This window comes from Kitasatospora sp. NPDC004272 (genome assembly GCF_053603035.1).
The window spans coordinates 1-12292 of record NZ_JBSGET010000113.1 but is presented as its reverse complement, the minus strand read 5'-3'; the positions used below and the strand labels follow the sequence as shown (position 1 = coordinate 12292).

General features: G+C 74.4%; 9 protein-coding genes. 7 read left to right on the top strand and 2 right to left on the bottom strand.

What is annotated here, in order from left to right; genetic code table 11:
* Positions 1-102 precede the first annotated feature (102 nt).
* The 3 genes from ACWEO5_RS28390 to ACWEO5_RS28380 all read left to right on the top strand — a co-directional run bounded on the left by ACWEO5_RS28390 (position 103) and on the right by ACWEO5_RS28380 (position 6516).
* Positions 103-783, top strand: a complete 681-nt coding sequence (locus ACWEO5_RS28390) for a TetR/AcrR family transcriptional regulator (RefSeq protein ID WP_452165056.1) — start codon at positions 103-105, stop codon at positions 781-783.
* Between the two features lie 223 nt (positions 784-1006).
* Positions 1007-4738, top strand: a complete 3732-nt coding sequence (locus ACWEO5_RS28385; protein ID WP_452165055.1) for an ABC transporter ATP-binding protein — start codon at positions 1007-1009, stop codon at positions 4736-4738.
* A 347-nt stretch (positions 4739-5085) separates the two neighbouring features.
* The gene (locus ACWEO5_RS28380; protein ID WP_452165054.1) at positions 5086-6516 is read left to right on the top strand and encodes an MFS transporter; all 1431 of its coding nucleotides are present in this window, start codon (positions 5086-5088) and stop codon (positions 6514-6516) included.
* On the opposite strand, the gene ACWEO5_RS28375 is transcribed toward ACWEO5_RS28380, so the two are convergent.
* Positions 6450-7358, bottom strand: a complete 909-nt coding sequence (locus ACWEO5_RS28375; RefSeq protein ID WP_452165053.1) for an ATP-grasp domain-containing protein — start codon at positions 7356-7358, stop codon at positions 6450-6452. The genes ACWEO5_RS28380 and ACWEO5_RS28375 overlap by 67 nt on opposite strands.
* Positions 7359-7590: 232 nt before the next feature.
* On the opposite strand from ACWEO5_RS28375, the gene ACWEO5_RS28370 reads away from it, so the two are divergent.
* Complete coding sequence (locus tag ACWEO5_RS28370; RefSeq protein WP_452165052.1) at positions 7591-8133, top strand: NUDIX hydrolase; 543 nt, start codon at positions 7591-7593, stop codon at positions 8131-8133.
* A 70-nt stretch (positions 8134-8203) separates the two neighbouring features.
* On the opposite strand, the gene ACWEO5_RS28365 is transcribed toward ACWEO5_RS28370, so the two are convergent.
* On the bottom strand, positions 8204-8545 hold the full coding sequence (locus tag ACWEO5_RS28365; protein WP_452165051.1) for a hypothetical protein: 342 nt from the start codon (positions 8543-8545) through the stop codon (positions 8204-8206).
* Positions 8546-9109: 564 nt separating this feature from the next.
* Between ACWEO5_RS28365 and trpS the strand changes: the two genes are divergently transcribed.
* The 3 genes from trpS (at position 9110) to ACWEO5_RS28350 (ending at position 12144) form a co-directional block, all read left to right on the top strand.
* The gene (gene trpS, locus ACWEO5_RS28360) at positions 9110-10318 is read left to right on the top strand and encodes a tryptophan--tRNA ligase (RefSeq protein WP_452165050.1); all 1209 of its coding nucleotides are present in this window, start codon (positions 9110-9112) and stop codon (positions 10316-10318) included.
* Positions 10319-10484: 166 nt separating this feature from the next.
* A complete protein-coding gene (locus tag ACWEO5_RS28355) occupies positions 10485-11414 on the top strand; it encodes a S66 peptidase family protein (protein WP_452165049.1) in 930 nt (309 codons plus the stop codon).
* Between the two features lie 10 nt (positions 11415-11424).
* On the top strand, positions 11425-12144 hold the full coding sequence (locus ACWEO5_RS28350) for a nucleoside/nucleotide kinase family protein (RefSeq protein WP_452165048.1): 720 nt from the start codon (positions 11425-11427) through the stop codon (positions 12142-12144).
* Positions 12145-12292: the final 148 nt, after the last annotated feature.

Sequence of the window (12292 nt, the reverse complement as noted above, 5' to 3'; positions counted from 1 at the left end):
GATCCGGGCAGGCCGAAGGGCGAGCCGGCCAGCCCGTGTTAATGAGCGTTAACTCTGTGGCCAGGTTAACCATCGATAACCCGACTGTCTACGATGGGCAGCATGCCCAACCGCGCTCCCGCCCCCGCGCTCCCACGCCGTGACCAGATCCGGAAAGAGGCCGCCAGGCTCTTCGCCGCCCGCGGCTTCCTCGGGGTCGGCGTCGACGAGATCGGCAAGGCGGTCGGCATCAGCGGCCCCGGCCTGTACCGCCACTTCGCGGGCAAGGACGCGATGCTCGCCGACCTCCTGGTCGGCATCAGCGAGCGCCTGCTGGACGAGGGCCGGCGCCGCGAGGGCGAGGCCGCCGGGCCGCGTGCCGCACTGGACTCCCTGATCGACGGGCACATCGACTTCGCCCTGGACGACCGGGACCTGATCACCCTGCACGACCGCGAGCTGCTCCACCTGAAGGAGGCGGACCGCCGCCGGGTGCGCCGGCTCCAGCGCGGCTACGTCGAGCTCTGGGTCGAGGTGGTGCGCGAGGCGTTCCCGCCGCTGGCCGCCCCCGAGGCGGAACCGGTCGCCCGCGCCGCCGTGCACGCGGTGTTCGGGCTGCTCAACTCCACCCCGCACAGCGCCGCGCCGCAGTCGGCCCAGAACGCCCCGAACTCCCCGGCCGACCCCGGCGCCGAGCGGACCGGACTGGCCCGCGACAGCATGGCCGCCCTGCTGCGCGCGCTCGCCCAGGGGGCGTTCGCGGCCGCCGCCGCGGAGGTCGAACGGACCCGCCCGACCGCCTGACCCGCGGGCACCGGTACCCGGCCGCAGGTCGGGGGTGAGGCTGCCTACACCCTCCGCCTAGGACGATCGGCTGACCCAGGTCTGGCCGATCGCATGAGGCGCACCACGGTGCCGGAGGGCAACCTGTAGACGGGAAGGAAGATCGGCCCAAGGTCGTTCAGCCTTCCATGCGCCCTCGAACCCGATGGACGCTCAGCCGGTCGAATGGTTAGCATCACTAAATATGCCCGAGACTCATGGTTTCCCAGAGCGAGGTTGGCTCCGCCGGCTCGGCGGCTACTGCTGGCGGTACCGCCGTAACCTGCTGCTGTCCTTCGGGGCGTCCCTGGTGGGCATGGCGGTCACCGCGATCGTCCCGCTCATCACCAAACTGATCATCGACGACGTGATCACCACGCACAGCCGCCCGCTCACCCCGTGGGCGGTCCTGCTGCTGGTCGCGGCGGCGGTGGTGTTCCTCTGCACCCAAGTCCGGCGCTACTACGGCGGCCAGCTCGCGCTGGACGTCCAGCACGACATGCGCGCCGACCTGTTCCGCTCGCTGACCAGGCTCGACGGGCACCGGCAGGACCGGTTGGACACCGGCCAGGTGGTCGGCCGGGCCACCTCCGACCTGCAACTGGTCAACGGCCTGCTGTCGATGATGCCGATGATGACGGGCTACGCCCTGATGTTCGTCATGTCGCTGGCGGTCATGTTCTGGCTCTCCCCGCCGCTCACCCTGATCGCCCTGGTGATGGGGCCGGTCCTGTGGTGGCTGGCCACGCTCAGCCGCAAGCGCCTGTTCCCCGCCACCTGGGCCGCCCAGCAGCAGGCCGCCGAGGTCGCGGGCGTGGTGGATGCCGCGATCGGCGGGGTCCGGGTGGTCAAGGGCTTCGGCCAGGAGGCCCAGGAGCGCGGCAAGCTGGAGCGCGCCTCGCGCGAGCTCTTCGCGGCCCGGCTCCGCTCGATCAGGCTGAACGCCCGCTACACCCCGGCCATGCAGGCCGTCCCCGCGCTCGGGCAGGTCGCGGTGCTCGCCGTCGGCGGCTGGCTGGCCGTCCGGGGGGACGTCACGCTCGGCACCTTCGTCGCCTTCTCCACCTACCTGGCGCAGATGACCGGCCCGGTCCGGATGCTCGCCATGGTGATCACCGTCGGCCAGCAGGCCCGCGCCGGCGTCGAGCGGGTCCTGCAACTGATCGACCAGCGCCCGCTGGTCTCCGAGCCCGCCGACGCCCGCCCGCTCGCCCCGGACGCCGCGCCGTCCGGCACCCCCGCGCTGGAACTCGACCGGGTCGACTTCCACTACCGCGCCGAGGAGCACCCCGAGCCGGGCAGCACCCCCGACGGCGTCCCGGTGCTGGAGGGCCTCAGCCTGCGGCTCGCCCAGGGGGAGACGCTGGCCCTGGTCGGCTCGTCCGGCTCCGGCAAGTCCACCGTCGCCCAGCTCGTGCCCCGCTTCTACGACCCCACCGCCGGAACGGTCCGGCTGTTCGGGCAGGACGTCCGCGAGGTCACCCTCGACTCGGTGCGCGCCGCCATCGGCATCGTGCCCGAGGAGAGCTTCCTGTTCTCCGAGAGCGTCCGCACCAACATCGCCTACGGGCACCCGGAGGCCACCGAGGAGCAGATCGAGGCCGCCGCCCGGATCGCCCAGGCCGACGGCTTCGTCCGAGAGCTCCCCGACGGCTACGACACCAAGGTCGGCGAGCAGGGCCTCACCCTCTCCGGCGGTCAGCGCCAGCGCATCGCGCTCGCCCGGGCCGTCCTCACCGACCCGCGCATCCTGCTGCTCGACGACGCCACCTCCGCGGTGGACCCGCAGATCGAGGCGGAGATCCACGACGCGCTGCACAGCGTGATGGCCGGCCGGACCACCCTGCTGATCGCCCACCGCCGCTCCACCCTGCAGCTCGCCGACCGGATCGCCGTGCTGGACGCGGGCCGGCTGATCGACGTCGGCACGCACGAGGAACTCACCGCCCGATGTCCGCGCTACCGGGCACTGATCACCGACCCGGACGCGCTGGCAGCCCCCGCCGCCGGAGCGGCTCCCGAGCCGACCACCGCAGGGGCCCCGGCCGCACGGACCGCCGCCCCGGCCACCGAGAAGCCGACCGATAAGCCGGGGGCGGACGCCGAACTGCTCGCCAAGGTCGCCGACCTGCCGCCCGCGACCGACGCCCCCGACATCCCGGTCGAACGGGCCGAGGCCGCCGACCCCCGGTTCAGCCTCGCCAGGCTGCTCGCCCCGTTCCGCCACCCCCTGCTGCTCGCGCTGTTCCTGGTCGCCCTGGACACCGCGGCCGGGCTCACCCTGCCGGTCCTGATCCGGCACGGGATCGACGACGGCGTCAGCAAGGCGGCGCTCGGCGGCGTCGTGACCGCCTCCCTGCTGGCACTCGCCGTCGTCCTGCTCGACTGGTTGGTGCAGGCCACCGAGAGCCGGGTCTCCGGCCGCACCGGCGAACGCGTCCTCTACACGCTGCGGCTGAAGATCTTCGCGCACCTCAACCGGCTCGGCCTCGACTACTACGAGCGGGAACTGACCGGCCGGATCATGACGCGGATGACCACCGACGTCGACTCGATCTCCTCGTTCCTGCAGACCGGTGTGGTCACTGCGGTGGTCAGCGTCCTCACCTTCTTCGGCATCTTCGCCGCCCTGATCGTGATCGACCCCGGCCTCGCCCTGGTGGTCTTCGCGGTGCTCCCCCCGCTGATCGTCGCCACGCTGGTGTTCCGCAAGAAGTCCGCCCAGCAGTACCAGGTCTCCCGCGACCTGATCAGCACCGTCAACGCGGACCTGCAGGAGAACGTCGCCGGCATGCGGATCGTCCAGGCGTTCCGCCGGCAGGACGCCAACACCGAGCGGTTCGTCGAGCGCGGCCTCGCCTACCGGCACGCCAGGGCCAAGGCGCAGTTCTACATCTCGCTGTACTTCCCGTTCGTCCAGTTCCTCTCCAGCGTCGCCTCCGCCCTGGTGCTGATCGCCGGAGCCTCCCGGGTCGACGACGGCACCCTCACCATCGGCGCCCTGGTCGCCTACCTGCTCTACATCGACCTGTTCTTCGCACCGGTCAACCAGCTCTCGCAGATCTTCGACGGCTACCAGCAGGCCGCCGTCGGCCTCGGCCGGATCCGCGACCTGATGCGCACCCCCACCAGCACGCCCGAGGCCGAGCACCCCGTCCCGGTCGGCGAACTGCGTGGGGAGATCGACTTCCGGAACGTCAGCTTCGCGTACAACGGCGGTGGCGAGGGCAACCCCGACGTGCTCTCCAACATCGACCTGCACATCCCGCCCGGCCAGACCGTCGCCCTGGTCGGCGAGACCGGAGCGGGCAAGTCCACCCTGGTCAAGCTGGTCGCCCGGTTCTACGACGCCACCGGCGGCACCCTGCAGGTGGACGGCACCGACCTCACCAGCTACGACCTGGACGGGTACCGGCACCGGCTCGGCGTCGTCCCGCAGGAGGCGTACCTCTTCGCGGGGACGGTCCGGGACGCCATCGCCTACGGCCGCCCCGACGCGAGCGACACCGAGGTCGAAGCGGCGGCCAGGGCCGTCGGCGCCCACGACATGATCACCCGGCTGACCGGCGGCTACCGGCACCGGGTCGCACCCCGCGGCCGCAACCTCTCCGCCGGTCAGCGCCAGCTCATCGCCCTCGCCCGGGCCGAACTGGTCGACCCCGACATCCTGCTGCTCGACGAGGCCACCGCCGCGCTCGACCTCGCCACCGAAGCGGCCGTCAACCACGCCGCCGACCGGCTCAGCGGCGGACGCACCACCCTGGTCATCGCCCACCGGCTCACCACCGCCGAACGGGCCGACCGGATCGTCGTCCTTGACCACGGCCGGATAGTGGAGGACGGCACCCACGCCGAACTGCTCGACCGCGACGGCGCCTACGCCAGGCTCTGGAACGCCTTCATCGCGGAGGGGCAGCCCGCACCGGCCCTCGGTTGATCCCGGAACCGGGCCACCGGCACACCGGCACACCGGCACACCAACGCGTCGGCGGCCCGGTCGGTCCGGTCCGCCCGGTCCGCCCGGTCGGCCCGGTCGGCTGAGCCCCGGCCGAGGCCGCCGCCCCTGCCACCCCGGGCCCACCGGGGCGGGAAGCGGGCGCCGGCCTTGGTGGGAAAAGGCCGTTCGATCACGGAGCTGTCTCGGTCGGGACGCAACTGGGCGGCTCACCGATTGCGACTCGGCCACCGGCGGCCACCACCGGCGGCACGGCTGGTACACAGAACGGGCGACCGACGGAGGGGACGGGAGCACCACCCCCGTCACCAGGTCGAGAGGCCACGCCCATGCGCCCACGCGCGTCCGCGCCGCCCCCGGTCGCCCTCTACACGGCCGGCCAACTCCCCGCCTACCTGCTGCCCACCCTGGTGGGACGCCTCACCGGCGGGGCCGGACTCACCCCGACCCAGGCCGGAGCCCTCGGCAGCACCCTGCTGCTCGCCTCCGCCACCGTCGCGCTGCTGCTCGCCGGACGCGTCGCGGCCATCGGTCCGGCCCGCACCGCCCGGACCGGACTCGCCCTGCTCGCACTCGGCTGCGCGCTCGCCGCCACCGGGCCGCAACTGCCGCTGCTCACCACCGCCCTGGCGGTGGCCGGCCTCGGCGCGGGCGCCGTCACCGCCGTCGCCACCACGGGCATCGCCGGAACGTCGGACCCGCACCGCGGCACCGTCCGCGCCCTGCTCGCCACCTCGGGCACCGCGGCCGGGCTCTACCTGCTGCTCCCGCACCTCGGCAGCGGGACGGCAGCGCCCTTCACCGCACTCGCCCTGGCGGCGCTGGCCGCCGCCGTCCCCCGGAGTGGCAGGACCGGCCCGGTGCGGGCCGGCGAACGGCGGGTGGCCAGGGCCAGGGCCGGTGCTGCCCCCGGAGAGGGGACGCGGGGCCGCGCTGCGGCACTCGTCCTGGCCATCCCGTTCTGGTCGATGGCGCAGAACGCACTCTGGGGCATCAGCGGCCAACTGGGCCACCGCCAGGCCGGGTTGGGGGAGAGCGCCCTCGGCCTGGTGTTCGCGCTGGCCTTGTTCGGCGGCCTGCTGGGGGTGACCGCGGCGGGCGTGCTCGGCACCAGGATCGGCCGAACGGTCCCGATCGGGCTCGGCACCCTGGTGATCGCCGGGTGCGCCCTGCTGACCGGTACGGCCCGCGGCCCGGCCGCCTTCACCACCGGTGAACTGCTGTGGAACCTGCTCTACCCGCTGGTGCTCAGCCACCTGCTCGGCCTCGCCGCCGCCCTCGACCCGAGCGGCCGCCGGGCCGTTCAGACCTCCGCCGCCTCCGCCCTCGGCATCGCCTGCGGGCCGCTGACCGGCACCACGCTGGCGAGCGGCGTCGGGTACCCGGGAACGGGCGCGGTGCTCGCCGCCCTGCTGGCGCTCAGCGCCGGTCCGCTGGTCCTGGCCGCCCGGCCGAACGCACCCCGCCGCCCGGCCGGCCCCCGCTCCGCCCCCGGGCGCCCGGCCTGGCGCCGGATCACCGGCCGACGGCGCCCCGCGACCAGGCCCGCCACTGCGCACCTCGCAACCCAGCCCGCCACCCACCCGGCCGCCCGCATTCCCGGCCAGCGCCGCCCGGCACCGTCCACCCACCCGGAGGACCGCAGCGCCCGCAGCGATGCCCACCGCGACATCCGCCGCGACGCCCGCCCGGACTACGCCTTCAGCAGCGCCCGGAACAGCGTCTCCACGTCCGCCCCGGACGGCAGTTCGCTGACCTGACCGTCCCCGACCTCCACCACCCGCCACTGCCCGGCCTCGGCCCCTTCCGCCTCCGCCGTCCCCGTCCCGGCGCGGCGGGCCAGGTCGGTGGTGACGAAGCGGCACCCCAACCGCCGGACCAGCGGACGGACCGCGGACAGCTCGGGCTCCACCCGGTGTGCCGGGCTGTCGGGGTGCGGGCCGACCAGCACCGGTTCGCCGTCCAACCACCAGACCCGGGCCTCCTCCGCCCGCCCGTCCGCGGCCCGGACGAACGGTTCGAAGCGGCGCACCACCAGCCCGCCCGAGAGGAACTCGCCCTGCAGTTCGGCGAAGCGCGACGCCACCCGGTCCAGCGCGTCGAGGTCGGCCAGGTCGGGCACGTAACAGGCCTCGGCCCACTCGTGCTTGCGGGACTTCACGTAGTCCTTCACCACCGCGGGCCCCCGCCCGCCCAACTCGGCCGCCGCCGCGGCCAGCGCCGAGCGGTCCCAGACCGTCCCGGGCAGCCAACTGCTCGCCGGCGTCAGCGACTCGAACGTCCGGTACCAGCCGGGCAGTTCATGGGCGGTCGCGTACGCGTCCGGCCCGGTCAGCAGCGGTCGGCCGCGGGCCGCCAGGACCTCGGCGAGCTCGGCGTACCGGGCGGTGGGGATCATCCAGCCCCGGTACCAGAGCGGCCCGGGACCGGCCGGGACCCGGCGGGCGGCGGCCTCGGCGTCCCCGGCGAGCAGCGCGTCGTGGTCGAGCAGGACGTGGCCGCCGCCCACCGCCCGGAGCGCCCCCGCCTCCCAGGCGAAGTGCGGGTCCACCCGACGGGGGAGCAGCGGGTCGGACGGCAGGATGACGGCGGGATCGACCATGCGGCTCAGACTAGGCGCACCGATCGGCGGGGAGCCCGGAAACCCCTTGCCCCGCGCGTCGACCGGCCCACCGGTCCATCCGTCGGTCGGCCCGCCGGTCCGTACGTCGACCGGCCCGCCGGTCGGCCCGCCTGTCGGTCCGCTTGTCGGTCCGCCCGGCCGCGTACCGGTCCGTGCCGGGCTGCCCGAAAACCGGATCGACACCCCTCCCGGGCTCTGCCAGGGTGAGCGGGTGCGATGGATCACGAGTGCCCGGAAGCCCGTCCGTGAACGGCGCCCACGCCAGGCGGCGCGGACGCTGGTGCTCTCGCCGGAGGGCGAGGTGTTCCTGTTCCGGTCGGACAACTCCGAGGTCGGGGTGCACTGGAACGCACCGGGCGGCGGTCTGGAACCCGGCGAGTCCCCGGCCGAGGGCGCCCTCAGGGAACTGCGCGAGGAAACCGGCTGGACCGACCTCCGGCCGGGCCCGCTCCTCTGCACCTGGGAGCACGACTTCACCTGGCACGGCACCCCGGTCCGCCAGCACGAGCACATCTTCCTGACGCACGGCCCGCGGCGCGAGCCCGGAGACGTGGCGGCGGTCCACCGGGTCGACGGCATCCTCGGCTGGCACTGGTGGACGCCGGACGAACTCGCCGCGCCGGACGCCGACCCGACCTGGCCGCCGAACCTGACCACCCTGCTCGCCGGGCTCCGCAGCGCCGGAACGGACTCGATCGAGCCGGTCCACCTGGGCTACGTGCCCAACGGCGCCCCGCACACCGCCCAGCCCTAACCGCTCCCGTTCGTGGCGGCGCCGCGTCGGTCACGGTGACCGGCCCGTACGCACGGCCGGCCGGGCCTGCTCAGCGGACCGGACGCCGCCCCCGCCGACGTCCGCCGGCCGCGGGCAACTCGGCCCGCCAGTCACGCATCCCCAACTCGCGGTCGTGCACCGCTTCCGGGTTGATCACCACCGAGAGCAGGGCGGACCGCAGTTCCTCCGGACCCAGCCCGGTCGAACGCTGCAGCTGCTCGGTGGGCACCGACACCGCGATGGCCGGCCGCCAGTCCGGCAGCACCACCTGGCAGGTGCCGGAACCGAACCGCAGCAGCTGCGCCGACACCCGGCGGTCCGGGGCCCGCCCGGCGGGACCGGTCGCCTCGGCCGCCCCGGGCGACCCGCCGATCAGCACCCCCATCGGCACGCCCAGCGGATCCGGCGATCCGTCCTCGCGCCCGGGCCCGACCTCCTCCGCCTCAGCCCGGTACCCGTCCGCCCCCGGGGCCAACGCCCGTACCTGGCTCAACCGCCGTGAAGGCGCGGGCCGCCGCTGCGGACGCGCCCGACCCGCCGGCTCGCTGACACCCCACGCCCCCGGCGACCACTCGACCGCCCCGGTAGCGCCGGTGTCCGTGCCCTCGCCCCCGGTCGGCCCCGGTGCGTCCGCGGCACCACTGCCCGCCGAACCCGCTTTCGCCGCACGGCGGTTGACGTCTCCGTACGGTCGGTCCGATGCGTTCTGGTCGAGCGAGGTCATGGCTGTGCCCCTCCGGAGTCCGAGCTCGCCCGATCCTGCACCACCGGTGCGTGCTGGGCCAAGGGACGTACGCACCCGGCCAATGGTTCCCGTCCGTGGGGAGGGGCGTCGGGCGGGCACCGGGACTGGCGAGGGGGCGGCGGACGGGGGCGAACACGGGGGCGGGCGCGGGGACAAACCCGTTGCGGTCGTTCAAGCCGTGGCTAGGGTTGGGAGCATGTCCCTCACGTCATGCCCGTGCTGGTGGCCGTCCTAGGACGGCCGCTCCCCACACATGACTCCGGGGCCGTCCGCAAGGGCGGCCCCGGCGCGATCGTCTCGGACGGACCAGGGCACACCCCGGCGGGCGGCACCACCACCCGACCACCGAGGAGCCCCGCCATGACCGCCACCACCGTCCCCGCCACCACCGACCGCGACGCCGCCGCGGAGAGCACGAACCCGCTGGTCGCCACCACGGCCGAAGGGCACCACCGCATCCTGACCGGTGACCGCCCCACCGGCCCGCTGCACCTCGGCCACTACTTCGGGACGCTCCGCAACCGCGTCCAACTCCAGTCCCGGGGACTCGAATTGATGATCGTGATCCCCGACTACCAGGCGATCACCGACCGGGACCGCGCCGACCTCCCCGCCGAGCACGCGGAGAACCTGGTCCTCGATTACCTGGCCGCCGGCGTCGACCCCGAGCGCGCCACGATCTTCACCCACAGCGCCGTCCCCGCCCTCAACCAGCTGATGCTGCCCTTCCTCAGCCTGGTCAGCGTCGCCGAACTCTCCCGCAACCCCACCGTCAAGGACGAGATCGCCCACTCCCGGCAGGGCACCGTCAGCGGGCTGATGTTCACCTACCCCGTCCACCAGGCCGCCGACATCCTGTTCTGCAAGGCCGACCTCGTTCCGGTCGGCCAGGACCAACTGCCGCACCTGGAACTCACCCGCACCATCGCCCGCCGCTTCAACGACCGCTACACCACCCTCTTCCCCGAGCCGCAGGCCCTGCTCTCCCGCGCCCCGCTGCTGCTCGGCACCGACGCGGGCAAGATGAGCAAGAGCCGGGGCAACGCCGTCGCCCTCGGCGCCGACGAGGACGAGACCGCCCGGCTGCTCCGCGGCGCCGTCACCGACTCCGACCGCCGCATCTGCTACGACCCCGCGAACCGCCCCGGCGTCTCCAACCTGCTGCTCCTCACCGCGCTCTGCCAGGACCGCGACCCGCACGCCGTCGCGGAGGAGATCGGCGACGGCGGAGCCGCCCTCCTCAAGCGCACCGCCACCGAGGCGGTCAACGAGCACCTCCGCCCGCTGCGGGCCCGCCGCGCCGAACTCGCCGCCGACCGCACCGTGCTGCGCGAGGTCCTGCGCACCGGCAACGCCCGCGCCAACGCCATCGCCGACCGGACCCTCGACGAAGTGCGCGCCGCCATGGGCACCTGCTAGCCGGCCCCGCACGGTCCGCCCCGGCGGTGGCCGCCGGGATGGACCGTCCCCGAACGGGGGATACCGTCGGCAGACGGAACAGCGGAACCGCGGAGCCCTGGAACAACGACCGACCGCCTTCCGCCCCCTGCCACCCCCTCGCTCGCGCTCCCCGAAGGAGTACCGGATGCCCCTGCGCCCGCTCCGCCCCGGCGACCGGATCGCCCTCGCCGCCACCAGCGGCGCGATCGACGCTGCCCGACTCGCCCTCGGCACCGACATCCTCCGCACCTGGGGCCTGGACGTCACCGTCCTCCCGCACCTCCACGACACCCACCCCACGCTGCCGCACCTGGCCGGCGCCGACGCCCACCGCGCCGCGGACCTGCAAGCCGCCTGGCTCGACCCCGACATCGCCGCCGTCCTCTGCGCCCGCGGCGGCTTCGGCGCGCACCGGATGGTCGACCTCCTCGACTGGGACGCGATGCGCACCGCCGCACCGAAGCCGCTCGTCGGCTTCAGCGACGTCACCGTCCTGCACGAAGCCTTCGCCCAGCGGCTCGGCGTCCCCACCTTCTACGGCCCGATGCCCGGGACCAACGTCTTCAGCACCGACCCCGCCACCGCCGAACACCTGCGCCGCACCCTCTTCGAACCCACCGCCACCACCCTCCTCACCGGCCCCGACGCCACCGCCCTCGTCCCCGGACGGGCCCACGGCGTCCTGATGGGCGGCTGCGCCTCCCTGCTCGCGGCCGACCGCGGCACCCCCGGCGCGCGTCCGTCCTTCGCCGGTGGCCTGCTCCTGCTGGAGGACGTCAACGAGCAGCCCTACCAACTGGACCGGATCCTCACCCAACTGCGCCGCAGCGGGGCCCTGGACGGAGTGGCGGGAGTGGTCCTCGGCTCCTGGGACGGCTGCGGCCCGCTCGACGGCGTGCGCGCCGTGATGCTCGACCACTTCGGCGGACTCGGCGTCCCCGTCCTGTGGGAACTCGGCTTCGGCCACTGCCCGTCCTCGATCACCGTCCCGCTCGGCGTCCCCGCCACCCTGGACGCCGACGCCGGCACGCTCACCCTGGACGCGCCTGTTCTCAGCGGCCCTACCGGCGCGTAGGGTGCGAGCCATGCACGCCGAAGGCACCCCCAGCACCGCTTCCGCCGCTGCCGCCCCCGAGCAGCCCGCCGCCGTCGCGGAGCAGGTGGTGTCCCGAGCCCTCGGCCTGCTCCGCGGCCCCGGCAGCGGTACCGGACGGGTCATCCTGGGCCTGGCCGGACCGCCGGCCGCCGGCAAGTCCACCCTCGCGCGCCTGCTGACCGAGGAGATCAACCGCCGCGAGGGCCCCGACACCGCCGCCCACCTCCCCCTCGACGGCTTCCACCTCTCCAACGCCCAGCTCGACCGCCTCGGCCTGCGCCCCCGCAAGGGCGCCCCCGAGACCTTCGACGCCCACGGGTACCTGGCCCTCCTCCAGCGCGTCGCCGCCGACCGCTTCCACGACCTCTACGCCCCCGACTTCGACCGCGCCCTCGACGAGCCGGTCGCCGCCCGCCACCTCATCCGCCCCCACACCCGGCTCGTCATCACCGAGGGCAACTACCTCGCCGCCCCCGCCGCCCCCTGGACGGACGCCCGGGCCCTGCTGCGCGAACTCTGGTACGTCGACGCGGACGAGAGCGCCCGGGACACCCGACTGCTGGCCCGCCACACCGCCGGCGGCCAGGACGAGGCGGCCTCCCGCCGGCGCATCGACGACAACGACCGCCCCAACGCCGCCTACGTGACGAGCACCCGCACGGCCTGCGACTGGGTGGTCCGCGCGGACGAGTTTGCATCCACTCGCTGATCGGCGTAGTGTTCACTGGTCGCTCGACAGGGAGCACCGGACACGCAATCCGTGTGGACGGTCCCGGGGCGGCCAATCCCCTGAGAAACCAGTTCGATGATCCGTGACGGGTCGCGTTCCTTTTCGCGTCCCCGTTCGCTTTTTCGGC